The following is a 23,264-nucleotide window of genomic DNA, read 5'->3' on the forward strand; positions in this document are numbered from 1 at the left end:
TCCACCCAAAGGATGACCAAACCCGATGCTCGAACCCCTTGAACGCGTTCCCGCGCCAGCGCTGTCGGTCGGCGCGCAGCTACGCCAGCTGCGGCGGCAGGCACGCTTGAGCCAGCTGGACCTGGCGTTGCAGGCGGGCATGTCGCAACGGCATCTGAGCTGTGTCGAGACGGGCCGGGCGCAGCCCAGCCCGGCGCTGCTGCACAGTGTGCTGAGCACTCTGGATACCCCGCTGGAAACACGCAATCGGGTGTATCTCGCCGCCAGCTACGCCCCCCGTTATGCCGCCTTGCCGTTGAGCGATCCGGGCCTGGAGCCGGTACGCGCGGCGCTGATGCACCTGCTCCAGGCCAACAACCCGGCGCCGGCCATTGTCATCGACAGCGGCTGGCAGGTACTGGCCGCCAACCGCGCCACCGCGGTCTTGTTCGGGCTTTTGGGGCTGCCACCGACGGCGCTGGAGCAAGGCTTCAATCTGTTGGCGAGCCTGCTGCTGCCCGGTGGTTTTGGTGACTGTCTGATCAACGCCGAGGAGATCCGTCAGGTGGCTTGGCAGCGGGCGGCCCGGGAAGCGGCGCAACAGCCGGGGCTGGCGGCGCTGCTGGCGAGCCTGCCGTTCCCCGGCGAGTTGGCGAGTGCCGCAAGCCTGAGCACGCCGTTGCTGCTGACCCGGGTGCGCGGGCCCAGGGGCGAGCTGCGTTTTCTCTCCACCTTCACCACCTTCGGCATGCCCCAGGACATCACTGTGGCGTCATTGCGCATCGAGCACTTGATCCCCGCCGATCAGGCCACCTGGCAGGCCTTGACCCAGGCCTGCGAGGCCGATCCGTCCTAGATCGCCAAGGCACGGGCCGATTGGCCGGGGCTGTGGGGCGCCGTCGGCAGTGCGCCGGCCAGGACCATTCGAGTCAGGGTGCTGGCGACGGCCTGGAAGTCCGCGGCAACCGCCTCATCACCGCCGTTGAGCAGGGCGATCTGCCAGCCGAGGGTGGGATAGGTCTGGGTCGCCGCGCCGATGAACAGCAACAGGTGCGCCGGGTCGACGGCGGCTATCAGGCCTCGTTCGGCCCAGTTGCGCAGGCAGGCGATTTCACGGCGATTCTGTGTCTCCAGGCTTTCGCGCCAGGTGACCGGCAGCTGTTGCGCGCCATGCAGCAGCTCACTGCAGAGAATCTTCGAGCGCAGGGGAAACCCCTGGACGATGTGCATCCTGGCTTCGATATAGGCCTGGAGGGCCGGTCCGGGATCGGCGTCCTCGTGCAGCAGCAGCGAAGCCTGACGCAAGGGTTCCAGCAAGGGCTGCAGGACTTCGGCGTAGAGATTTTCCTTGGTGTGGAAGTAGTAATAGAGATTGGCCTTGGGCACTCCGGCGCGCAGGGCGATATCCAGGGTCTGGCAGGCACTGAAGCCCCGGGCGGCGAATTCGTTGCGGGCGGCATCGAGAATCAGCTGGCGGTGGCGTGATCGGGAGCGCCGCTCGCGGGCGGCCGGAGGCTGTCCCGGGGGCTGCGGGGCGGGGGTATCGATGCTGGGTGAGGGGCGATGCATGGGGCGTCTCGTGGTGCGAATTCGCAATATACAAAAGTATATAGCGAAATCTCTGCGTCAGGCTCCACCGCTGCTATCAGGGATGACGAGGGGGGAAGGGCAAGGCCGGAGCGGGCTGACCGCTCCGGTAAGCAGGGGGGAGGCTTCAGGCGTGGCGGGTACGGCTCCAGCGCCGTGCCAGATAGCCGTAGACCGAAAGGTTGATCAGCAGTACCAGGCTGCCCAGCCAGAGCTGGATGCCCGGCGTCAGCCCGGCAGGGTAGATCAGTGGGATCAGGTAGTGCTCGATGAACCCGGCCCCGTAGCCATCCTGGCCGGCCGCGTGGCGCAACAGGTTTTCCCAGCGGGTCAGCGGGCATTCCAGGTGCAAGACTTCCACCGCCACACCCCAGGCCGCGGCGGGCAGGTGCAGCAGCATCAGCCGTGGATGGCGCAGCACCAGCAGGCCTCCCAGCAGCACGAAGACGATGAATGACAGGTGAAACAGCACCAGGCTGTCAGCGGCGATGCGGTAGAGCATGAAGGTTCCTTGTTGGGGGAGGCAGGTCCGTGGCGCGGGCGCCCCGGGCAATATACCGATGCCGGAGGCGTCGTGGGTGACCATCGCGCGAGCGCCTGGCAAAACGCCCCGGACGTCGCAGTGGCGCTACCTATACTGCAAGTAGGCCAGGCCGGTCTTTCGAGCCTGGCCTTGCCTTGCCTTGCCTTTCAGGGAGGGACGTGCCTTGTGCTCACTGGCGCTGCGCTGCCATCGCCGCAGGTCCTGGTTGTTCAGCCTGGGGCTGGCGGTGCTGGTATTGCTCCTTCCCGGCTGCGCCAGCCGTGTCGCGCAACCCGTCGCTCCGGCGCCGGTCAGTCCGGCCGTCTGGCGTCAGGTGGAGGGTGAACTGCTGGACGCCTCCCGCTCTGCCACTCTGCAGGCTGAAGTCTATGCCCAGGGCTCCATGGAGCATTGGCGCACACGGATCTATCAGCAGACCGAGGAAAACTTCATTCCCTGGTTCAGTGGCTACTGGACCCAGGAGTGGCTGTCGCTCAAGGTCGGCTGGTATTCGTTGAACAGCCGGGGCGATGAGGCACAGGCATCGAGGCGTCTGGCCGGTTACCTGCAGGAGCAGTATCAGCAGCGGGTCCTGGCACCGGTGGCGCTGGAGATCGATGCCGATGGCATTACCGGCGAGGCCATGGAGTTCTATGTGCAGTTGCTGCGTCAGCAGGTGCAGCTCAGCACCGCGCGTCATCAGTTGCCCGCGCCGCAGCTGGATCAGCATCTGGCACGGATCATCGCCATCGATCTTGGGCCCCAGGCCGGCCAGCGCGCTTCGCTGCAGCAACTGCTGCAGGTGGAGCCGGTGGCCCGTCTGCCGGCCTATGGGCCGCTGTTGCAGCAGATTCATGCCGGGCCGGCGACCGCCCCGGGGGCTGCTGCGCCGGGTGTGTCCCAGGTGGCCCAGGTCACCAGTGAGAAACTTCAGGCGCAGTTCGCCAGTCGCGGTGTGGCCGGTGCTGTGGCCGCCGCGGTGGGGCGGGTGGCCGGAGCGCTGATTTCCGTGGGTGTGGCGGGAGTACGGGCCCTGGTCCAGAACAATGAGCGCGAGGATCTGCAGGCGCAGACCCGCCGCGACCTGGGCACGGCCTTCGATCAGGCCTGGCTCAAGCAGTTGCATGACCCTGAGCACGGGGTCATGGCCGGGGTGTATTACCTGGCGCGGCAGATTGAGGCGCAGTTGCAAGCGCCGCCACCCCTGGTGGAGCAGGGCCCCGGCTGGAGCCCATGAACCCGCGGTGTCAGGTCAGTGCCTTGCGGCGCATTGTCCGGGAGCTGCCCCAGGGGCTGGTTCGAGGATGACCTCATACTCACTGACGCCTGCGGCATGGCGCCCGGCAACGTAGCCGAAGGTCATGGCCGGCCCCAGGTTGATGCCCCCGGACGGGTAGAAGCCGCCCATGACACTGGCCATGTCGGTGCCTGCGGCATACAGCCCCGGGATCACTGCTCCGGTCTGATCCAGTACTTGGGCCTGGGGGGTGGTCCTGAGCCCGGCAAAGGTGCCGAAACTGCCGGGCAGCACTTTGACCCCATAGAATGGCCCTTTCTGGATAGGCGCCACACAGGGGTTCGGCCCCGGGTACAGGGCGTCGCCCTGCTTGCGGTTGTAGGGCGTCGAACCGCGGCCGAACTCGGGGTCCTGGCCCTGCCGGGCATGCTGGTTGAACGCCTGTACCGTGGCGACCAGGCCTTGTGGGTCGATGCCGCAACGCCGCGCCAGCTCCTGGATGGAGTCGGCTCGTTGCAAGTAGCCGTTGCGCACCAGGGGCCCCACGGGCAGGGGGAAGGGACGGGCATAACCCAGTCCGTAACGACGCTGGAAGCGATGATCGCAGATCAGCCAGGACGCCACTTCCTCGCCGGCCGGAACCGCCTCCACCATGGCTGCGGTGTAGTCGTAGTAACCGTCGGCCTCGTTGACGAAGCGTTTGCCATTGGCCAGCACCCCGATCACCCCGGGCTTGGCCCGATCGATGATATGGGGAAAGTGGCCGATGCTGCCGTCGGCGTGTCGCACCCGCGATACCGGGGCCCAGGCCACCGGGCTGGCAAGGTCAGTGGCCAGCACGGCACCGGCGGCCTCACCGAGACGAATGCCGTCCCCCGAGCAGCTCAAGGGTGGCAAGGCCAGATGCTCGTCAGGGCCTGGCGCTCGGGGAAACAGCGCCTGACGTCGAACCGGGTCATGGGCAAAACCACCGGCCGCCAGGACCACGCCGCGACGGGCACGGATTTCCCGCGGCCCCTGAGGTGTGTCGATCAGGGCGCCGTGCACCCCCTGGTTGTCCCGTAGCAGCGAACGGGCCGGCGACGACTCCAGCAGATTCACTCCCAGGTCCTGGGCTGATTTCGCCAGCCGGCCAATCAGCGCCACGCCGTTCACCAGCTGCATGGCCCGGCCATGCAGCGCCAGGTCCCGCAGATGGCGGATAAAGCGCTTGCCCACATGCAACAGCGACTTGAACGAGCGAGTCATGCTGAGAAAGGCGCCCAGGTCGGCCCCGGCCATGATCGGCATGCCCATGAACGAGGTCTCGCGCATGGTCCGGCGCAGGCGCGCCAACAAGGGACCAATGGCCCGGGCGTCATAGGGCGCGGCGATCACCTGATGACCCTCGATACCGGCCCCGGGCACCTGGCCGTGGATGTCCGGAATGCCATTGCCGTCGACGAACTGCAGGGCGGTGTGCTGTTCGAAGAAGGCCACCATCTGTGGTCCGTTATCGAGAAAGGCGTCGATGCGTCCGGCGTCGTAGCCTTCGCCCAGTTCATGCCTGAGGTAGGTGCGCGGCTGTTGCGGGTTTTCATGGATGCCGGCGCGGCGCGCCAGAGGATTACCCGGCACCCACATCCAGCCACCGGACCAGGCACTGGCACCGCCGAAAGTGGAATCCTTTTCCACTACTACCACCTTCAGGCCATGCCAGGCGGCGGTCACGGCACAGGCCAGGCCGGCAGCGCCGGAGCCGATCACCAGCAGGTCACAATCCAGGGGCGGGAGGTTTTCAGCGGGAGCTTCGCTCACAATGGCAGGCCTTTTCGGTGAAATTATAAAAAATGGAATCATGTTCCATATTGTTGAAAAACTATTTCACAGTGGCTGCGAGGCTGTCAAACCAACCCGGGCTTGTACTTTGAAAATGGGCCTGCGAGTGGTTTCAACCCTGTGATGCGCGCAGGAAGGCCAGCACGTGCCGGGCTTGGTGACACAAGGCGATCTTCCAGCAGTCGGCGCCTTGTTCATCTTGTTGCAGCGGGTCGCCACCGACAGCGAGCATGGCCTTGAACAGTTCCAGCTGATCGTCTTCGGCAGCCACCATCAGCGGCGTACGGCCCGGGCAGGGATAGGCATGAGAGGCATTGGGGTCAGCGCCATGACGCAACAGCAGGTAGGCAATTTGCATCAACTGCCGGGGATCGCAGCGTTCGCGTTCCACTGCCAGCAGGGTCTTGAGAATCGCTTGATGCGACGGCTGATCGGGGTCCATGAGCGCGCGCTGGCCGAAGGCTCCAGCGCTGCTGCCCAACTGACGGCGCAGCACCTCTTGGCTCACCGCGTCTGCTTGCTTGATCAGGCTTTGTACCTTGTCCATGGCCTTGCCCGGTTGTTGCAACTGCCACAGTTTGCCGAGGCAGTGGTACAGCGGCGTCTGCTCCGGGTAGAGCCCGGGAGCATTGGCCGAGGCCCCCATCTGCAGCAGCCTGGCCACCACTTTGGCGTCGCCCATGTCGATGGCCTGCATCAGAGGGGTCAGGCGCTTTTTGCGGGTGCACTGGTCGAGGGTGGCGGCCTCGTGAGGCTGGTCCAGCAGCAGGTCGAGGGTCGAGCGTTCTCCTCGGTCATGGGCGCATTGCAGGGCACAGAGCAGCGCTGAACCTTGGGCCTCGTCCTTCAGGTTGACGTTCGCGCCATGCTGCAACAGGGCACGGACCGCCTCGGCCTGACCTTCGGAGGCGAACCAGAGCAATTGCGGATACCGACGTTTCTGCCGATCGATGGTGTAGACCGCAATAACCCGGTCAGGGCGTTGCAGGTCCACCTTGATGTTCCCGGTCTCGGCGGGGTCGAACGCAAGGATCGGCCATTGCGGTTGCGCTCTGTGGTCTTCGGCCTCCGGGAAGAAGCCCAGCGCCGGGAACAGTCGGGTAAAAAGCTGCTTCAGCTGGCTGATTTCCCAGTCGCTGATCACCGGGCCTTGCTCAAGGCCCAGGGAACTGAACAGTCCCAGTATCAGCGCCTGGTGCTTCAGGCGCTTGAGCCGGGGCCGGTCTTGCAGCATCGCCGCCAGGCTCAGGCACTCCTCCAGCAGGTTCAGTTGCAAGCGACCGGCGCGATACAGGGCCGCTGACAGGGCCGCGTCGTAATGCCTCATGGCCGTGGAGTAGTTGCCCGACAGCAATTGCCAGCGGCCTTCGAACCAGGCACTGAAATATCCGGTCCGGCCATCCGTATCATGGCGCTCCTGCAGCTTGATGAAGTCGTCTAGCATCTGCCGTGCCTGAGCCTGGCTGCCGGCGGCCTTGCCCCGGGTCGGCGTCAGGTGTTCCCGCAGCCATTGGGCGCCGGGCTTGAGGATGTTCAGGCGCTGCCCGGCCTCAAGGTTGAGGCGCTCCAGGGACTGGCGGCCACTTTGTGCCGCGGGCCCCAGCAGCAGGGTGTGCAGCACTTGTTGCCTGAACCCCGGGAGGCCGACGGCGAGCAATTGCTGGTCGAAGTGACCGAGGGCTCGGGCCGTCACCAGCCAGGGTCCCAGGTCGGCCACCAACTGTGGCTTGTCGCTGACTTTTTCCAGGGGCCTGAGCAGTGTCTTGAGACTCGACAGATCGGCCTGTCGGGGCCCTTTGCGCCAACGCCCCAGTTGATCACGGGCATCCTTGCTGTCGGGATAGAGGCGTTGAGCCAGTTGCTGGGCCGAATCCCCACTCTGTTGTTCGAACCATTGCAGGACCACCCCCAGAGGAAACTGATCCTTGTCCAGCAGCTGTGGCAGTTGCGGGCCGCTGAAACGCCGTTGCAATTGCTGGAGAAAGTCGCCGACCGGTACGGCGTAGTGTTCCACCAGCGCCGGCAGGGCCTGCTGGCGGCTCAGGCTATCCAGCCCCAGGTTCTTGACCAGATCGAGGTAGTGGGCTTGCAGATAATCGACGAAGGCTTCGAGGTACAGGGCAAAGTCACGGTCCAGCTGACTCAAGGGTTCAATCAGCAGCTCGCGCTTGAGCTTGGGAAACAGGCTCCAGTCGTGATCGCTCTCGGCCAAGGCGACCAGTTGCTTGCGGCGCGCGGCGTCAGTGGATTTGGTATCGAAGGCTGCCGTGAGCAACTGGTAGCACTCTCCCAGGCTGGGAAAGGGGGATTGGGTTAGCGGCATTCGAGCCTCCGTAACATCAGTTTGAAGTTCAGCAGCGCCCGACAGTCGCTCGGCGTGCAGGGCACCGGGATCGAACCCTTACCTGGGGCCGTGAGCTTCCCATGGCGTTTGCCACGATGGAACAGCCAGCCTTGGCGCAATTGTTGTTTGACCAGCCTGGCGATGTCTTTGTCATTGCTGTAGTGGGACATGGCGGCCTCCTTGGCCTGGCCCCCGCCAGCCAATACTGACGGGGGCGGTGTCGGGCTCAAGGGTTGGTGTTTTTCGCGGCAGCGCGTTGCGCCCGGGCAGCAAAGCTGTCCGCCGTTACCTGGCCCTTGCCGGCCTTGGCGGCACTGCTGGTGATGCGCGAGGCCGACGCCTGGTCCATCGGCGACGGGTTGGCGGGAGGGGTGTTTTTCGACATGAGGGTAATCTCCGTTGGATGACTGCCGAACTGGCAGTGAATCGAGATTACCCAGGCGGGAATTGCTTGGCGGCGGCGCCGATGGCGCAAAAAAACAGAAAAATTCCAGGCGCCCTGCAACGCCCGTCAGGTTGGGGTTGCAGGTGCTCCGATGATTGATTGCAACAGCCCGAAGAGCGGTTGGCGAAGGCTCAAGGAGTGTGGGGTTTGCGCAGGATCAGATCGAACCTGTGGTTGTGTTTGGGGCCGCGCAGGCTTTTGCCCAGCCCTTCGCTTTCTTCGAAATGCTCGATGTGCAGGCCGGTGCACAGTGCCTGTACGGCGCTGCGGGAGTGAAAAGTCAGGTCTGGCGCCGTGGCCCATTGATCCCGCTCGCCGAACAGTTGGCCCACCAGCAATGCGCCGGGTTGCAAGGCCTCGACTTGCATCTGCCAGAACTGGGCGAAGGCAGCGGGGCGGCAGAACGGCCACGCCAGTCCGGCGTGAATCAGCTGTGCCGGCGCCAGTTCATCGAGGGTTTCGAAGTGTCCCTGGACGGCACGCAGGCGACCTTCGGCGAGGGTTCCGGCGCGGTCCTTGAGGCGCTCGATGGCGGACGCCTCCTGGTCGATGGCCAGCACCCTCCAGCCACGCTCCAGCAACAAGCAAGTCTCGATGCCCGAGCCGCAGCCCAGGTCGATGGCCTGGGGGTGATCCATGCCCGGCAGGTTCAAGGCCAGGGCGCGGCACAACAGGGGCGAAGGCGGGCGACCCTCGAAAGTCTTGTAGAAGGCCTCCCACCGGGCGGACTCCTCAGGGGCGGGTGTGGGCATGAATCACTCCTTGATGATTGGCGCAATATCCTACCGGAGCCCGGCCATCCTGTGCCGGGTTTCAGCCTTGCAGCGGGTCTGGGCTCAGCAGGCCTTTACGGGTCAGTTCGCACACTTCCCGGGCCTGTTGCAGCACCTGCTGTTGCCATTGCGGGCGGTCGTCGTAGAACGCGTCGCGCATCTGTCGCTTGATCTGCTCGAAACGCGAGCGCGGCGCCAGCGGATTGCGCTGCAGCCATTGTTCGGCGCGCAGCGCGTTGAGCACCTGGGGGCCGGGCAAGGTGCCGTATTCAAGGGTCAGGCCGTTGTATTGCGCCTGGGGACATTCCTCCATCACGGCCAGGTCCAGGGTGCCGTTCAACTGCGCCGAGGTGGAGCTGCCATCGAAGCTGTTGGTCACCTCGGGGCCCCACCAAGCCTGGGCCCGTTGCAGGTCGGCGGCGCTGGCCCGGCCCTTGTAAATGCGTTCGCCGACGCCGTTGGGGCCCAGGCCCGTGTGGATGTCGATCCAGCCGATACGCAGGCAGTGCCGGGCGTGCTGGCGCAGAATCTGGCGAATCTGCAGGTTGCTCCAACTGGGTTCCACGCCGCTGAAGAACAGGCCGTCGGGGTGGCTGTGCTGACCGCGAGTGATGGCCGACTGCAGAGCCGAGCGGCCGCGACGCGCAGCGAACAGCATCAGTCGCGCGCTGCTGCTGATGCTCGCCGGCCAGTTCCTGGGCAGCAGCAGATTGTGGATGGCACGGTAGTCGGGGTTGTCCGGCAGGGGCTGGCTGAAATCGAGGAAGTTGCGATTCAGATCGACGTTTTCGTGGGTCACCCGGCGCATCCAGGAGAAGCCGTAGGGGTTCAGCGCATGCAGGTAGAGCACGGCCAGATCCGGGGACGCGGTGCGCTGGGCCCAGTGATCGTCCGCCAGCAGATCGACCTGCACGGCCGAGCCACAGAAGCCTTCGACGCCGTGGCAGCCACTGCTGATCACCATCAGGTTGCGGGCGTTGGCGGGCCCCACCCGGCAGACGTCGATGGCCAGGGTTTCCTGGTCGCGGCCCTTGAACGGATGGATATGGGATTCCACCTGCAGGCCACGCAGCTCGCAGCCATTGAGAAATTTGCGCCGCGCCTCGGCATAGCTGGCGGAAAAACTGGCAAGGTTCATCGAGAGACTTCCTGATCGGGTACAGAGGCTCCTCGGCCTCCCCAGTGCGCCACGGCACCAGGGAGAGCCTGGGGAACTGGGGAGCGAATGGGCCGCCAGGCGGCCCGGCGAGAAGGCGTTGCTAGACGCGGATCGGGGCTGCCCCTGGCAGCGTATCGCCGGCCCTGGCCAGCAGGCGCTCGCGAGTGGCGCTCGGGTTGATCACCCACAATCCCAGCAGGGCGCAGGCCAGGGTTGCCAGGCCGATGCCATTGACCGCGGTTTCAAATCCCCGGGCAATGTCGTTGTCGAACAGGGTTACCAGCTTGCCCACCAGCCAGGGTGCGAGCATGCCAGCCAGGGTCATGCAGCCCACATGGATGGCCAGCATCGCGCCGCGCTGGCGCGCTGGGGAAATGTGCGAGGTGATGGTCATGCCGAAGGCGAACACGCCGTTGAGCAGCACGGCGCCCAGCACATAGAGCACCAGCTTTTCTTCCAGTGCGCCGAACACCGAACCCATGGCGCTCAGGGCCAGGCCTCCGACCATGCAGCACAGCATCGGCGGCACGACCAGGCTGCGTTGCACGCTCACTCCATTCTTCAGCAGACGCTGGGACAGGCCCGACACCAGCAAGTTGAGCAGGATAATGCTGAAGGTTGCGGCGAACATCACGTAGCCGGTCTGCATCGGGCTCAGGCCCAGGCCCTTTTGCATGTACACCGCCGACCAACTGAAGGACAGGGCATTGGGCAGGTAGGCCAGAAAACACATCAGCGAAATCCACAGGAAGGTGCGGTTGAGCAGCAGGTGGCGGTAGGCAATCGGCGCTTCGGCGAGCTGTTGCTCGCTGTGTTGCTCGGCGTGCCCTTCAGCACCGAACAGCAGCCAGACCAGGACCCAGGCCAGGCTCAGCAGGGCCAGGGCCAGGTACGCCGTGCGCCAGCCGTAGTGGCTGATGGCATAGGGCAGGGCCAGGGCTCCCAGCAGTCCGCCGAGCATGATCGACACCTGGATCAGCGAGGCCGGCAGCACTTGCTCCCGCGCCCCGAACCACTTGAACGCCGCGTGCTGGGTCACCGCCGTGCCCGGGCCGCAGCCGGCTCCCAGTAGCAGGCGGCTGGCGGTCAGGGCGGCGAGGCTGCTGGCGAAGGTCACCAGCAATTGCGCACTGGTCCAGACCAGCGCCATCACCGTGAGAATCCAGCGGGTGGGGTAGCGGTTGGCGAGAAAGCCCACGGCGATCCCGGAGATCGAATAGAGAAAAAAGAAGGCGCTGCCGACAAAGCCGAACTGCTCCGGGGTCAGTTGCAGTTCCTCGATGATCTGCACCCCGGCGAAGGCGAAGATGGTCTTGTCCAGCACGCTGATGACCATCACCGCCATCAGCAGGGCCATGATCAGGGCGCGGGGTCTTGCGGCGGGTGTCGGCATGGCGGCGGTTTATCCTTGGTTGTTGTTATTGGGGGCGTTGCAGAGCGGTTTCCACCAACCGCGCCCAGAGGCTGGCGCCATAGGGCAGGGCGGCGTCGTTAAAGTCGTAGCCGGGGTTGTGCACCATGCAGCCGTGGGCACCTTCGGTGCCGTTGCCCATGACGATGTAGCAGCCGGGACGCTGCTCCAGCATCGAGGCGAAATCCTCGCTGCCGAGAAAGCCGCTGGGGATGCTGGTCATCAGCCCTTCGGGGCCCAGCAGGTCCCGAGCCACCTGTTGCAGCAGGGCGGTTTCGGCCGGGGTGTTGAGCAGCACGCCGATACGCTCGTCGTACTCATAGTCGAGTTCCAGGTTGTGGGTGGCGGCGACGCCCCGGGCCACTTCACCTATGCGTTGCTTGAGCAGGGTGCGGATCTGCGGGTTGGTGGTGCGTACGCTCAGCGCCAGGGTGGCGTGATCGGGGATCACGTTGGCGGCGTCGCCGGCGTGCAGCGAACCCACGGTGATCACGGCCACTTCTCCAGCCGGCACGTTGCGCGCAACGATGGATTGCAGGGCCAGCACCAGCTCGGCGGCGGCCACCACCGGGTCTCGGGTCTTGTGGGGCATGGCGCCATGACCACCGACCCCCTTGAGGCGAATGTGCACGTTGTCCGAGGAGGCGCTCATGGCCCCGGCCTGGGTCAGGAACACCCCCACCGGCAAGGTCGACATATTGTGCAGGGCGTAGACCGCGTCACAGGGAAAACGCTCGAACAGGCCGTCCTCGATCATCCGTCGGGCGCCGCCCAGGGTTTCCTCGGCCGGCTGGAAGATCAGGTTGACGGTGCCGTCGAACTGCCGGGTCTCGGCCAGGTAGCGGGCAGCGCAAAGCAGGATCGCGGTATGCCCGTCATGGCCGCAGGCATGCATGGTGCCCGGCTGCCGGCTGTGCCATTCAACGCCGCTCTGCTCAAGGATCGGCAGGGCGTCCATGTCGGCGCGGATTCCCAGGCTGCGGGGGCTGTTGCCATTGCGCAGCACACCCACCACCCCGGTGCCGCCGATGCCGCGGTGGACCTCGATACCCCACTGCTCCAGGCTCTGGGCGACTCGCTCACTGGTGCGCTGTTCGGCAAAGCCCAGTTCCGGGTGCTGATGAAGGTCCCGGCGCAACTGGGCGAAGCTGTCCTGCCAGGCGAGGATCTGCGGGATCAGGGGAGAGTGGGGCGCTGTCATGGGGGCCATTTCCGAGCTACTGACGGTGGCCCGCAGCATGCCCCAGCCTTGCGCCGCTGAATAATCACCTCTGGGCATGCTTATCGGTTGTGGTTATCAAGGTGCGCGGCCGGGCGCCCTCAGGCGATGGCTGGAATCGAGTTCGGCACGGGTTTCGACGGCCCCTTGTAGACGTAGATCAGTTCATCGGCCAGGGCCTTGGCTTCCCGGGTCATCAGTTCCTGGTCGCGACACACCAGGGAAATGTTCATCGGCGGGACCGGCTCGACAATCTCCAGGATCTCCAGCTTCTGCATCAGCATCGGCGCACTTTCCAGGACCCGCAGCGACCAATAGCTGATGGCATCGCTGGTCACCGCCAGTTCGGCGAAGAGCACCACCGAGGCGCACTCGATGACATTCTGCGGTGGCGCAACACCGTTTTCCTCGAACATCACCCCGACCTTGGATTGCTCCAGGGAGTCCTGCAGCAGCCACTCCTGTTCCTGCAGCTCGCTCAAATGCCGGGCATGGCGCAGCGGATGGTCCTTGCGCACCACCAGCACCGTGGGCTGGGCGTAAAGCTCCTCCCAGTGAAAACCGTCGGTGTTGCGCGAGGGCGGCAGCGAAGTCAGGGCCATGTCGAGCTGCCCTTCACGCAGGCCTTCCATGAGCTTGGACGGTCGCAACTCGTGGATCTGCACCTGCACCTTGGGGTAGTGCTGACGATAGCGATTGAGGCTGGCGACGAATTGCGGGCCGGGGGTGACCGGCGAGACACCGATGGACAGCTTGCCGTCCATGCGCCCCTTGAGGGTGTCGATTTCCTCTGCAGCGCGGCGAACCTCTTCCAGGATCAGTCGCGCACGGCGTACCAGGCGCTCGCCGTATTCGGTGGCGGTGATCCCGCGATTGGAGCGGATCAGCAAGGGCACGCCCAGTTCCGCTTCCAGTTCCTTGATGCCCTTGGACAGGGCCGGTTGTGAGATATGCAGCAGGCGCGAAGCCTCCTGGATGCTGCCGCTTTCGCAGATGGAAACCAGGGCGCGCAGCTGATGCAGCTTCATGGCGGGGTACCGAGTGGGAATGGGGGCTTGAATCTAAGCCAAAACCCCCGCCATGGGGGATAGGAGTAGTACCAATTTGTAAGGCCGATGGCACAAACATGCTCCGGGGCGGTGTTGGCCCCGGAGCCGGCGGATCACCCTCGGGGTTAGCGAATTCCTGTGGCCCGCAGTGCCGACGGGGTGAACTCCTTGCGGCTGAAGGGCAGGTTGAACTGGTAGCTGTTCTTCTCTTCGTTGCGCAGGGAGTTCACCGCGTAGCGGCCGGAGAGCACGTCATAGTGTGCTTCGGCGGCGAAGGACGGCACCTTGACGTCGTAGAAGAAGCTGGCGTGTCCTTCGGCCACTCGCCACAGGGCGCCGCGGCCGTCGTAGGCATCGGTGATCGCCGCCTGCCAGCTGTCCTCGTCGATGTAGATGTCGCGCTTGGAATAGACATGGCGCTGGCTGGGCTTGAGGGTCGCCTGCAGATGCCAGACCCGGTGCAATTCATAGCGGGTGTGCGCGGGGTTCAGGTGCCCGGCCTGGACGATCTCGCTGTATTTGAGCTTGGGCGATTCCAGGCGGTAGCTGTTGTACGGGATGTACATTTCCTGCTTGCCCACCAGTTTCCAGTCAAAGCGGTCCGGAGCGCCATTGAACAGGTCGAAGTCATCGAGGGTACGCATGCCTTCGGCCGCCGGACTGTCATAGGCGATCTGTGGCGCGCGGCGCACTCGGCGCTGGCCGGCATTGTACTGCCAGGCCATGCGCGGCTCCTTGACCTGGTTGATGGTCTCGTGGACCAGCAGCACACCGCCGGCCAGGCGCGCCGGGGAAAGGAATTCCTCACGGTAGTAGTTGAGGATGTTGGCCATCTCCGCCGGCTGGTAGTCCGTCAGCCCGGTGGGGTAGGCCAGTTCCTGCTTGACCACGCTGGGGGTGAAGCTGCCGTTGGCCTGGGGCGAGGCCTGCATGACGATGCGCTTGAGGCTCTCGCCACGGTAGCGGCCGATGTGGTTCCAGATCACCTCCAGGCCGTCCTTGGGAATCGGGAAGGGCACGGCGCCGGGGCTGTAGTTCTCCAGGCCGTTGCCGCCTTCCACCAGGGTGGTGCGGGTGGCGTTGAGCAGGGTCGCGTCGAGGCTCTTCTGCGGCAGGCTGACGCTGCGATGGCTGCGGAAGACCGGCATCTGATAGGTCTTGGGGTAGCGCTTGAACAGGGCCAATTGGCCAGGGCTGAGCTTGTCCCGGTACTGCTCGACGTTGTCGGCGGTGATGGTGAACAGCTTCTGCTCCTGGGCGTAGGGGTCTGCCAGGAAGCCGTCGGCATCCATCTTGCCGGTGCTCTCGGGCAGGCCGCCGGTCCAGGCCGGGAGGCTGCCATCGGCGTTGCCGGCGCGCTCGGCGCCCACCGGAGTCAGGTCCTTGCCCAGGCGTGCCGCCTGGTCGCTGGAGACCGCGGCCAATACCGGGCCGGCCAGCAGGCTCAGGGTGAAGCAGCCAATCTGCAACAGGTGGGGATGTTTCATGATTAACCTCTTGAGGGCAGCGGACCTTAGAAACTCACGCCCAGGCTCAGGGCGAGAAAGTCGCGGTCGGTGTTGGTGTTGTAATCGCCACCAAAAAAGTCGGTGTAGCTGATGCTGGCGGTGTACTTGGACATGAAGTCGGCATCCAGGCCGATGCTCAGGGCCTTGTTGCCTTCGTTGAAGGTCGGGCCGTAACCGTCGACATCGTGGGAGAACGACAGGTTGGGCTTGAGGTTGGCCCCGGCGATGGCGTCGTTGAACTCCAGGACGGCCCGCAGGCGGTAACCCCAGGAGTTCTGGGTGTAGAAACCCTTGTCGGTGCACTGGTCCGGGTTGGCCGAATTCAGCGCGCGACAGATGTCGTTGCCGGAGACTCCGAGCAGCGCCGCGTTGCCGGCATGGGCCAGCTCGCCGTTGCCGTAGACGCTGTTGCGGCCAAAGCGCAGGCCCGAACCGTCGCTGTTGTCCAGGCCGCCGATATGGGCGAAGCCGGCTTCTCCCACCAGGGTCAGGCGGTCCCCCCCCAGCACCTGATCGAAGGTCTGGATCGCCGTGAGCTGGGCCTGGGTGTAGGGCATGCTTTTGTAGCCCTGGATACGCGAGCCGTAGGCCGAGCTGGCCCAACCGCTGTCGAAGATCGGCAGGCCGGCGTTGATGGCCGGGTGGGTGGCAGCGGAGCCCAGGGTCGCAGCAGTGGAGACGTCCGTGCTGTTGAGGGACATGGGCATGTTCGGCCGATAGCTGATCTCGCCCGACACCGCGGTGCTGCCGATGTTGGTGGCAAAGCTCAGGCCATAGAGGCGGATGTCTTCCGGGTACTCCAGGTAATAGCGCGCGGTACTGACACCGCCCTGGCCGGCCAGGCCGCCCACCGGGTCGAGGAATGCGCCCTTGCCCACCAGCCAGGCACTTTCCGGGGTCCGGCTGTGGTAGTTGAGGGCATAGAAGCCGAACTCGGTTTCGTTGAGTTCCGGCACCGTCCAGCGCAGGGCTACACCGAACTGGCCGCTGTTGCGCGCATCCTGGTCGTTGAGTCGGGGTACATAGCCGTAGCTGGCGGCGTCGCGGTCGAAGTCACTGCCATTGACGGTCATGCCGAAGTCGCAGCCCTTGGCGGCTACGTCGCCGCCGAAGTAGGTGCCGCAGTTGTCCAGCACGGTCTTCTGCCAGGTCAGTTGGTAGAAGGCTTCCATGGACAGGTTGTCGCTCAGCCCCTGGTTCAGGTAGAGCATGTTGACCGGAATCAGGCCTTCCTTGAGTTCCGAACCGGGGCGGCGCAGGGCGGCCACGTCGGCGGGGTTGATGGCGTTGATCGAGTTGCCGATGAAGGTGCTTTCGCCCCAGCTCACCACCTGCTTGCCGACCCGGACGCTGCCGGGCAGATCGGCGATGCTGTAGTTGTGATAGAGGAAGGCGTCGAGGAATTCCGCTCCCGAGGCGCGGGCGGCGCGATCACGGCCATGATCGTCGATGTCGTAGAGATGCTGATGGCCGTCCTTGAGCTCGAAGTCGTACCAGTACTTGCCGCGGACAAAGACTCCGGTGTCGCCGTAGCTCAGCTCCAGGTCGTGGAGGCCCTTGAAGATCTTGGAGAAGGTTTCGCCCTTGCGAAAGTTCAGCCGACCATCATCCCCGGTGCGGGTGGAGGCGCTGCCGCCGTTGGCTACGCCGATGAATCTCTGGTCGGCATCGCGCATGCCCCAACTGGCGCCGATGGACAGTGACGAATCGAAGCGGCCGCTGATTTCTCCCAGCCGGAAGTCTTCGGCCTGCGCCGGCAAGACCCAGGCCAGGGCCAGGGCAAGGACCAGTGGCTGGGGTTTCAGAGGGGAGGGATACATGGTCCCCGGATTTCTTATTGTCTGCATGCTGCTCTCCGCCTATTACGGGCCGGCACCCTGGGCGGGTGCTGCGCGCTTTCCTTTAGGGCCCCCGCTCGACGGGGTCTGGCGCATGGTAGGGAGCTTTGAGGGTCCTGCCCTCTAGGAAATTCTTATGCCTATAGCCAAAGGTGAGGGGCCAGCCTGGGGCGGGAGGCAAACGCCGGGCAAAAAAAAGCCGCGCGCTCCCGGGGAGCGCGCGGCACTGTTCAACCGCCGAAGGGGCTGGGGTCAGCTCACCACGCGGTAGCACGGCACATAGGCCGCGCCGCCAGGCAGCTTCATGCGGTGCTGCTCGACGAAGGCTTTGAGCAACTGATCCAGGGGCCGCATGATCGCCGGGTCACCGTGGATGCTGTACGGGCCTTTCTGTTCGATCAGGCGGATGCCCTGGTCCTTGACGTTGCCGGCAACGATGCCGGAGAACGCCCGGCGCAGGTTGGCTGCCAGTTCGTGGGGCGCCAAGGCATGGCTCAGTTGCAGGCTGGCCATGTTCTCGTGGGTCGGATCGAAGGGGCGCTGGAAGCCCTCGTCGATTTTCAGCAGCCAGTTGAAGTGGAAGGCGTCGTTGCGTTCGCGGCGGAACTGCTTGACGGTCTTCAGACCTTCGGTCATCTGCCGGGCCACTTCTGCCGGGTTGTCGATGATGATCTGGTAGTGCTTCTGCGCTGCTTCGCCCAGGGTCGCCAGGACAAAGGCGTTGAGCTGCTCCAGGTAGGGCGCTGCGCTCTTGGGACCGGTAAGGATCACCGGGAACGGCAGTTCGTGGTTGTCCGGGTGCATCAGGATGCCCAGCAGGTAGAGGAATTCCTCTGCAGTGCCGGCGCCTCCCGGGAAGATGATGATGCCGTGGCCGACACGGACAAAGGCCTCCAGGCGCTTCTCGATGTCCGGCAGGATCACCAGTTCGTTGACGATGGGGTTCGGCGCTTCGGCGGCGATGATCCCCGGCTCGGTCAGGCCTAGGTAGCGACCGCCGCTCATGCGCTGCTTGGCGTGGGCGATGGTGGCGCCTTTCATCGGGCCCTTCATCACGCCCGGGCCGCAGCCGGTGCAGATGTCCAGCTTGCGCAGGCCCAGCTCGTGGCCGACCTTCTTGGTGTACTTGTATTCCTCGGTATTGATCGAGTGGCCACCCCAGCACACCACCATCTTCGGCTCCACGCCGGGGCGCAGGGTGCGGGCGTTGCGCAGCAGGTGGAAGACGTAGTCGGTGATGCCCTGGGAGCTGTCCAGGTCGATGCGCTGGCTGTCCAGTTCGTTCTCGGTGTAGACGATGTCGCGCAGGGCGCTGAAGAGCATTTCCCGGGTGCTGGCAATCATCTCGCCATCGACGAAGGCGTCGGCCGGTGCGTTCAGCAACTCCAGGCGCACGCCCCGGTCTTGCTGGTGAATGCGCACTTCGAAATCGTGGTAGGCGTCAAGGATGGTCTTGGCGTTGTCGACGTGGGCGCCGGTGTTGAGGATCGCCAGGGCGCACTGGCGGAACAGCGTGTAGATGCTGCCGGAACCGGCGGCGCTGAGTTGTTGCACTTCACGTTGCGAGAGGGTCTCCAGGCTGCCTTTCGGGCTCACCGAAGCATTGATCACTTGTCTTTGCGGCATTAATCCATTTCCTGAAATCGGCGCCACCGCGCCATGTGCGGTCAGTGGCGAAAAAACGGCGGGGCAGTGAACAGAGCCACCGGTACGGGGCTTGGTTTCCAGCGGCAGGGCAAGAAAGCAAACGTCGTCGCGAGATTGTTCGCTGTCTGAATCTACCTCAAGCGGGCCCGCTGTGGCTGGAAAAATGACGATCCGTCACGGTCGCGGTGAATTTTCATCGAGCCTTAGCAGACGCTGGCCCGTGCCGGATCCATCACCGGCGAGGCTGCGGCCAGGGTCAGGCGTTCCTGCAGGGCCGGATAACCCGTGCTCTGGCCCCAGGCGTGTTCGTCCAGGGTCAGGCCGACGATCTGCAGGAATTCGAAGCGTCCGCTAAGCAACTGCCGGGGCCCGGCAAAAGCCGGCGCGGGGATGAACAGCAATGCCTGCAATAGACTGTCGTTGCCGTCGATGGGTTGCCCGGTACGCATGCGGTCCCATTCGCCCAGAGGCTGCTGCTCGCCGAAACGGCCGGCGGCCAGTAGCAGTTGATAGGCGCAGAATTTACGCAGCAGGTGCAGGGCCCAGGGTGACTGTTCGCGGGTTTCCAGCAGCAGTTCCTGGCCCATCCCGGACCAGCCATCGGCTTCGGGTTGCGCATCTTCCCAGGCATTGGACAGCCCTGAAGTGACGTACAGCCAACTGCTGCGCGTGGTAGTAGGCGGTGATTCGAAGACTCCGTGGCTGAGCCAGCGCGGGTCGATTTCGGTCTGACCGAAGACCTCGCTGAACAGCGCCATGTCCAGGGGGTAGATGCCTGGGCCCAGGTCGCCGAACAGCGCTGGGTAGAGTTGTTCTTCACGTTGTGCCCAGGCGGCTTCAAACCATGAAGAGTCGGGGGATTGCAGCATGTGAAAGCGTCCTCGAACAGAAACGGTGGCTCGGCATGAGCCGCCAGAAAATCAGGCAAAGGCCTGGCGCAGCAGTTGCGGCAGAATCTGTCCGGCCTTGCCCACCAGGCTGTATTCCTCTGGCTCAGTACAGGCCTGGGGCTGCGGGTTGATGTGCACCACGCAGGCACCTTGCTGCAGCGCCAGTTGGGGGATCTGCGCCGCCGGTTGCACCAGGCCCGAGGTGCCCACCGACAACAGCAGGTCGCATTCGCCTGCCGCTTTGAACGCCTCCTTGAGGATCTGCGGTGGCAGGGCTTCGCCGAACCACACCACCCCGGGGCGGATCTTGCCATTGCAGCCGGTGCAGCGGGGGGGCTCCAGGCTGCAACCCTGTTCCGGCAATACGAGTTCTGCCAGTTCGCCGCTGAAGGGGCGATTGCAGGCGAAGCACTTGGGGTGGTGCAGGCTGCCGTGCAGGTGCAGCACTGCGGGGCTGCCGGCGCGCTCGTGCAGGTCATCGACATTCTGGGTGATCAGGGTCAGGCGCGGTACGCGTCGGGCCAGTTCGGCAATCGCCAGGTGGGCCGGGTTGGGTCGGGCCTGGAGCACTTTCATGCGGCGCCATTCGTACCAGCCCCAGACCAGCGCCGGGTCCTCGCGAAAGGCTTGGGGCGTGGCCAGCCGCGCCGGGTCGAAGTTCTCCCACAACCCGGTCAGGGCATCACGAAAGGTCGGGATGGCGCTTTCGGCCGAGACGCCGGCACCAGTGAACACCACCAGGTGGCGGGCCTGGGCCAGGCGTTGGGGAGCGAATTCCATGGAGGACCTGTCTGCGTTGTTGCGCTGATATCGGAGTGGCATTATCGCCAGTCGGTTCGGACCTGTCCTAAAAAAACACAGTGCGCGCATCGGGAATGAATTTATCGTCAAGCCGCCGCTCATAACTCTTGTCAGCGGTCTTGTCCGTAGAGTTCTCAAACCCTCAGGGAGTGTTACCCCATGTGCCCAGCCTCGTCCGTTAACCCAGATGCCACCTCCCGCTTGATTCTGGTGGTGGAGGATGAGCCGACGGTGCTGGAGTTCCTGTGCGAGATCCTGGAGGACGAGGGCTTTGTCACTGAAGCCCGAGAGAGCGCCGATCAGGCCTGGGAGTTCTTGCAGGAGGAGGCGACGCAGGTGGCGCTGCTGCTGACTGATATCACCATGCCCGGCCGGCTCAATGGCGCCAGCCTGAGCAACCTGTGCGGTGAGCACTGGCCGTCGTTGCCCGTTGTGGTCATGTCGGGTTTCGAGACCCCCGAGAGTTCCGGGGTGCGTTATCCGGTGTCCTTCATTCGCAAGCCCTGGACCATCGGGCAGATCCTCGACTGCGTGGAAGGCGCGCTGAAATCGGCCCAGGGTTGAGGCGTTGCGCCTCACCCCGGCCAATCGCCGGTGTTACTCCTTGACGCTCATGAACTCCTTGGCCCAGACGATGTAGTCCTCGGGCTGGGTGTAGGTATGAGCCAGTTCGGTGGCACTCAGGTCCGAGGCCTGGGTGAAGATCTGCCGCTGTTCCCGCAGGCAGTCGTAAGTGGCCTTGATCGCGGCGAAGTAGGCGGCGTGGCCGTCCACTGCGATTTTCACCCCCAGCTCCGCCAGGCGCGCATCATCCCGTAGCGCCGGGTTGCCGTAGGTCACCAGCATCAGCGGCACGTTCAGGTGCTCGGAGATCTGTTCCAGTTGCTCGAAATCACGGATGCCGACCATGCAGATGGCGTCGGCGCCGGCGCGCTCGTATTGCTGGGTGCGGCTGATGATTTCCTGCACCGGGAGGATGCCGGCGTTGGTCCGGGCGATGATCGCCAGTTCCGGATCAACCCGGGCTTCCAGGGCGGCGCGGATCTTGCCGACGCCTTCGGCCACCGAAATCAGGTCGGTGGATTTGCGCCCGAACTGGGCGGGCAGCAGGGTGTCTTCGATGGTCAGCGCGGCAATGCCGGCGCGTTCCAGTTCGACCACGGTGCGCATTACGTTCAGCGCGTTGCCGTAGCCATGGTCGGCGTCGGCGATCACCGGCAACTGGGCCACGCGGCCGATGCGGGTGGCCTGTTCGGCGAATTCGCTGAGGGTGATCAGGGCGAAATCGGGGGCCGCCAGCACTTGCAGCGAGGCCACGGAGCCACCCAGGATGCCCACTTCGAAACCCAGGTCGGCGGCGATACGGGCGGACATCGGGTCGAATACGGAAGCGGTGTGGTAGCAGGAGTTTGAAGCGATCAGTTCACGGAAACCGCGGCGCAAATCTTGATGGGAAAGCCTGGACATAACAGCTCCGAGATAGGATCGAGATATCGACCTCGAGGTCGAGTCAAATTTTGCAATCAGTTCCCTTGGCGAGCCGATGGTTGAAAGGCTCACAGCGAAACGTTAGTTGGGCAGATGAAGGTGAACAAAGGGGGGTAGCAAGGCGTCTTTATCCCACTCGGTTGCGCGAACCGGCAGGTTTATTATGCGAGGCCGACATAGCAGGACGAGGCTATCACGCTCCAAGGCCCGAGTTGATGAGGAATTTGCATAGCATTATGCCGGACCGGCATTGGCAATTTTTTTCTAACTGAATATTACAAGTGCCTGCCGAGGGTGGTTCCGGCGCTGGTTGAAGCTGTTCGGGTACTTGTCGAACACTGGCAAATCAACCAAGCTGCCGCGCCTCGAATGGCTGCTTGGCAGCTGCGCAATGGCTTGGTTCAAGGATGCAGGTAATGACGCTCAGGGTGTTGGTGGTCGGTGGTTATGGCAATTTCGGCAGCATCGTCTGCCGCTATCTGATCCATACGCCCGGAGTGCATCTGCTGATTTCCGGGCGTGACCCGCGCAAGCTCGCGGCCAAGGTTCTGGCGCTGCAAGCCGAGGGTGGACAGCCCTGCGAAGGCTGGTGCGGCGATGCCATGGGGCCGCAATGGGCGCCGGCGCTCAAGGCCCTGGACGTGCACTGGGTGATCCATACCGGCGGGCCGTTCCAGGGTCAGTCCTATGCGGTGGCCCAGGGCTGCATCGAGGCCGGAGTCAACTATTGCGACTTGGCCGACTGCCGTCAGTTCGTGCGCGGCATTGGCACTTTAGATGAGGCGGCCCGGGCCGCAGGGGTGACGCTGCTCAGCGGTTGCAGTTCGGTGCCGACTCTGTCGGCGGCGATCATCGATGAGCACCGTGAGCGTTTTTCCCGTATCGATCGGATCGAGCACGGTATTTCCTCGTCGGCGAAAATGCCCGGCCTGTCCACCATCCAGGGCGTGCTGGCCTACGCCGGTCGGCCGATCCTGCAACTCAAGGACGGCCTGCCGCTCCCGGTGATCGGCTGGCAGGGGCTGACCTTGCGTAAATTGCCCAGGTTGGGGACGCGGCTGGTGGCCAACGTCGATGTGCCGGACCTGGACCTGTTCGCCGAGCGTTATGGCGCCCATACCCTGAGCTTCAAGGCCGGTGCCGGGCTGAAGATTGCCGGGCTGGCCAACGCCCTGCTGGCCCAGGCGGTGAAGCTCGGGCTGATCGCCGACCCGGCGCCCTGGGCGGCGCGCCTGCATCGCTGCGGCACCTGGTTCGAAGGTTGCGGTGATGGCCTCAGCGCCATGTACGTCGATGTTCACGGCCTGGGCCAGGATGGCCAGCCGCTGTCGATGTACGCGCAGTTGACCGCCACCCACGACCATGGCCCGGAGATCCCCAGCTGCGCCGCGGTGGCCGTGGTGCACAAGCTGCTCGCCGGCCATGTGCCGGCCCCGGGGGCACGCTCCAGTGCCGGCGAGGTCAGTGTCGAGGAGTACCTGCGGGCGATCGACGACGCGGATCACCTGCAGATGCAGGTGAGTTTCTCGCGCCCGCCGGTTTAACGCC

At 64.6% G+C, this 23,264-nt stretch carries 21 protein-coding genes; 4 read left to right on the top strand and 17 right to left on the bottom strand.

The features are described 5' to 3' along the window. Positions 1-25: 25 nt before the first annotated feature. Positions 26-835: a helix-turn-helix domain-containing protein gene (locus tag FW796_RS22085; protein WP_446440032.1), complete on the top strand. Its 810-nt coding sequence runs from the start codon at positions 26-28 to the stop codon at positions 833-835. Here the strand turns inward: FW796_RS22085 and FW796_RS22090 are convergent. After that, a complete protein-coding gene (locus FW796_RS22090) occupies positions 832-1,548 on the bottom strand; it encodes a TetR/AcrR family transcriptional regulator (RefSeq protein ID WP_346635736.1) in 717 nt (238 codons plus the stop codon). The genes FW796_RS22085 and FW796_RS22090 overlap by 4 nt on opposite strands. Positions 1,549-1,693: 145 nt before the next feature. Then, entirely contained in the window at positions 1,694-2,068 is a 375-nt protein-coding gene (locus FW796_RS22095; RefSeq protein ID WP_346635737.1) for a DUF2784 domain-containing protein, read from the bottom strand. A 205-nt stretch (positions 2,069-2,273) separates the two neighbouring features. Here FW796_RS22095 and FW796_RS22100 point away from each other — a divergent pair, with 205 nt between their 5' ends. Continuing rightward, a complete protein-coding gene (locus tag FW796_RS22100) occupies positions 2,274-3,326 on the top strand; it encodes a hypothetical protein (RefSeq protein WP_346635738.1) in 1,053 nt (350 codons plus the stop codon). Between the two features lie 15 nt (positions 3,327-3,341). Here the strand turns inward: FW796_RS22100 and FW796_RS22105 are convergent, their stop codons facing one another. From FW796_RS22105 to FW796_RS22170, 14 genes are all read right to left on the bottom strand, one after another. Beyond that, on the bottom strand, positions 3,342-5,123 hold the full coding sequence (locus FW796_RS22105) for an FAD-dependent oxidoreductase (protein ID WP_404939409.1): 1,782 nt from the start codon (positions 5,121-5,123) through the stop codon (positions 3,342-3,344). 133 nt (positions 5,124-5,256) lie between these two features. Continuing rightward, positions 5,257-7,467, bottom strand: a complete 2,211-nt coding sequence (locus tag FW796_RS22110; protein ID WP_446440033.1) for an ankyrin repeat domain-containing protein — start codon at positions 7,465-7,467, stop codon at positions 5,257-5,259. After that, on the bottom strand, positions 7,458-7,658 hold the full coding sequence (locus tag FW796_RS22115) for a hypothetical protein (RefSeq protein WP_346635741.1): 201 nt from the start codon (positions 7,656-7,658) through the stop codon (positions 7,458-7,460). The genes FW796_RS22110 and FW796_RS22115 overlap by 10 nt, the downstream gene beginning before the upstream one ends. A 56-nt stretch (positions 7,659-7,714) precedes the next feature. Continuing rightward, positions 7,715-7,873, bottom strand: a complete 159-nt coding sequence (locus tag FW796_RS22120) for a hypothetical protein (protein WP_346635742.1) — start codon at positions 7,871-7,873, stop codon at positions 7,715-7,717. Between the two features lie 191 nt (positions 7,874-8,064). Continuing rightward, positions 8,065-8,685, bottom strand: a complete 621-nt coding sequence (locus tag FW796_RS22125) for a class I SAM-dependent methyltransferase (RefSeq protein ID WP_346635743.1) — start codon at positions 8,683-8,685, stop codon at positions 8,065-8,067. A 61-nt stretch (positions 8,686-8,746) separates the two neighbouring features. Further along, positions 8,747-9,844, bottom strand: a complete 1,098-nt coding sequence (locus tag FW796_RS22130; protein WP_346635744.1) for a M14 family metallopeptidase — start codon at positions 9,842-9,844, stop codon at positions 8,747-8,749. A 121-nt stretch (positions 9,845-9,965) separates the two neighbouring features. Continuing rightward, positions 9,966-11,258 (bottom strand): MFS transporter, encoded by a 1,293-nt coding sequence (locus FW796_RS22135; RefSeq protein ID WP_446440034.1) that lies wholly within the window; start codon positions 11,256-11,258, stop codon positions 9,966-9,968. Between the two features lie 25 nt (positions 11,259-11,283). Further along, a complete protein-coding gene (locus tag FW796_RS22140; protein ID WP_446440136.1) occupies positions 11,284-12,477 on the bottom strand; it encodes a M20 aminoacylase family protein in 1,194 nt (397 codons plus the stop codon). 119 nt (positions 12,478-12,596) lie between these two features. Beyond that, complete coding sequence (locus FW796_RS22145) at positions 12,597-13,523, bottom strand: LysR family transcriptional regulator (RefSeq protein ID WP_346635746.1); 927 nt, start codon at positions 13,521-13,523, stop codon at positions 12,597-12,599. A 146-nt stretch (positions 13,524-13,669) separates the two neighbouring features. Next, positions 13,670-15,031 (bottom strand): DUF1329 domain-containing protein, encoded by a 1,362-nt coding sequence (locus tag FW796_RS22150; protein ID WP_446440035.1) that lies wholly within the window; start codon positions 15,029-15,031, stop codon positions 13,670-13,672. Positions 15,032-15,057: 26 nt separating this feature from the next. Continuing rightward, a complete protein-coding gene (locus tag FW796_RS22155; RefSeq protein ID WP_446440036.1) occupies positions 15,058-16,872 on the bottom strand; it encodes a DUF1302 domain-containing protein in 1,815 nt (604 codons plus the stop codon). A 270-nt stretch (positions 16,873-17,142) separates the two neighbouring features. Then, complete coding sequence (gene ppnN, locus FW796_RS22160; protein WP_346635749.1) at positions 17,143-18,516, bottom strand: nucleotide 5'-monophosphate nucleosidase PpnN; 1,374 nt, start codon at positions 18,514-18,516, stop codon at positions 17,143-17,145. Positions 18,517-18,740: 224 nt separating this feature from the next. Further along, positions 18,741-19,406 (bottom strand): suppressor of fused domain protein, encoded by a 666-nt coding sequence (locus FW796_RS22165; protein ID WP_446440037.1) that lies wholly within the window; start codon positions 19,404-19,406, stop codon positions 18,741-18,743. A gap of 51 nt (positions 19,407-19,457) precedes the next feature. Continuing rightward, positions 19,458-20,207: an SIR2 family NAD-dependent protein deacylase gene (locus FW796_RS22170; RefSeq protein ID WP_446440038.1), complete on the bottom strand. Its 750-nt coding sequence runs from the start codon at positions 20,205-20,207 to the stop codon at positions 19,458-19,460. A 180-nt stretch (positions 20,208-20,387) separates the two neighbouring features. On the opposite strand from FW796_RS22170, the gene FW796_RS22175 reads away from it, so the two are divergent. Beyond that, complete coding sequence (locus FW796_RS22175; RefSeq protein WP_346635752.1) at positions 20,388-20,792, top strand: response regulator; 405 nt, start codon at positions 20,388-20,390, stop codon at positions 20,790-20,792. 33 nt (positions 20,793-20,825) lie between these two features. On the opposite strand, the gene FW796_RS22180 is transcribed toward FW796_RS22175, so the two are convergent. Continuing rightward, a complete protein-coding gene (locus tag FW796_RS22180) occupies positions 20,826-21,695 on the bottom strand; it encodes an isocitrate lyase/PEP mutase family protein (RefSeq protein ID WP_346635753.1) in 870 nt (289 codons plus the stop codon). Between the two features lie 437 nt (positions 21,696-22,132). Here FW796_RS22180 and FW796_RS22185 point away from each other — a divergent pair, with 437 nt between their 5' ends. Further along, the gene (locus FW796_RS22185; protein ID WP_346635754.1) at positions 22,133-23,260 is read left to right on the top strand and encodes a saccharopine dehydrogenase family protein; all 1,128 of its coding nucleotides are present in this window, start codon (positions 22,133-22,135) and stop codon (positions 23,258-23,260) included. Positions 23,261-23,264: the final 4 nt, after the last annotated feature.

The organism is Pseudomonas sp. 910_21, from assembly GCF_052850735.1.

Excerpts from the sequence above, each read along its gene's own strand:
- FW796_RS22095 (WP_346635737.1), bottom strand. The coding sequence starts at position 2,068 with ATGCTCTACCGCATCGCCGCTGACAGCCTGGTGCTGTTTCACCTGTCA.
- FW796_RS22180 (WP_346635753.1), bottom strand. The coding sequence starts at position 21,695 with ATGTCCAGGCTTTCCCATCAAGATTTGCGCCGCGGTTTCCGTGAACTG.
- FW796_RS22130 (WP_346635744.1), bottom strand. The coding sequence starts at position 9,844 with ATGAACCTTGCCAGTTTTTCCGCCAGCTATGCCGAGGCGCGGCGCAAA.
- FW796_RS22185 (WP_346635754.1), top strand. The coding sequence starts at position 22,133 with ATGACGCTCAGGGTGTTGGTGGTCGGTGGTTATGGCAATTTCGGCAGC.
- FW796_RS22135 (WP_446440034.1), bottom strand. The coding sequence starts at position 11,258 with ATGCCGACACCCGCCGCAAGACCCCGCGCCCTGATCATGGCCCTGCTG.
- FW796_RS22170 (WP_446440038.1), bottom strand. The coding sequence starts at position 20,207 with ATGGAATTCGCTCCCCAACGCCTGGCCCAGGCCCGCCACCTGGTGGTG.
- FW796_RS22090 (WP_346635736.1), bottom strand. The coding sequence starts at position 1,548 with ATGCATCGCCCCTCACCCAGCATCGATACCCCCGCCCCGCAGCCCCCG.
- FW796_RS22140 (WP_446440136.1), bottom strand. The coding sequence starts at position 12,477 with ATGACAGCGCCCCACTCTCCCCTGATCCCGCAGATCCTCGCCTGGCAG.
- FW796_RS22085 (WP_446440032.1), top strand. The coding sequence starts at position 26 with ATGCTCGAACCCCTTGAACGCGTTCCCGCGCCAGCGCTGTCGGTCGGC.
- FW796_RS22110 (WP_446440033.1), bottom strand. The coding sequence starts at position 7,467 with ATGCCGCTAACCCAATCCCCCTTTCCCAGCCTGGGAGAGTGCTACCAG.
- FW796_RS22150 (WP_446440035.1), bottom strand. The coding sequence starts at position 15,031 with ATGAAACATCCCCACCTGTTGCAGATTGGCTGCTTCACCCTGAGCCTG.
- FW796_RS22125 (WP_346635743.1), bottom strand. The coding sequence starts at position 8,685 with ATGCCCACACCCGCCCCTGAGGAGTCCGCCCGGTGGGAGGCCTTCTAC.
- ppnN (WP_346635749.1), bottom strand. The coding sequence starts at position 18,516 with ATGCCGCAAAGACAAGTGATCAATGCTTCGGTGAGCCCGAAAGGCAGC.
- FW796_RS22175 (WP_346635752.1), top strand. The coding sequence starts at position 20,388 with ATGTGCCCAGCCTCGTCCGTTAACCCAGATGCCACCTCCCGCTTGATT.
- FW796_RS22165 (WP_446440037.1), bottom strand. The coding sequence starts at position 19,406 with ATGCTGCAATCCCCCGACTCTTCATGGTTTGAAGCCGCCTGGGCACAA.
- FW796_RS22115 (WP_346635741.1), bottom strand. The coding sequence starts at position 7,658 with ATGTCCCACTACAGCAATGACAAAGACATCGCCAGGCTGGTCAAACAA.
- FW796_RS22120 (WP_346635742.1), bottom strand. The coding sequence starts at position 7,873 with ATGTCGAAAAACACCCCTCCCGCCAACCCGTCGCCGATGGACCAGGCG.
- FW796_RS22145 (WP_346635746.1), bottom strand. The coding sequence starts at position 13,523 with ATGAAGCTGCATCAGCTGCGCGCCCTGGTTTCCATCTGCGAAAGCGGC.
- FW796_RS22155 (WP_446440036.1), bottom strand. The coding sequence starts at position 16,872 with ATGTATCCCTCCCCTCTGAAACCCCAGCCACTGGTCCTTGCCCTGGCC.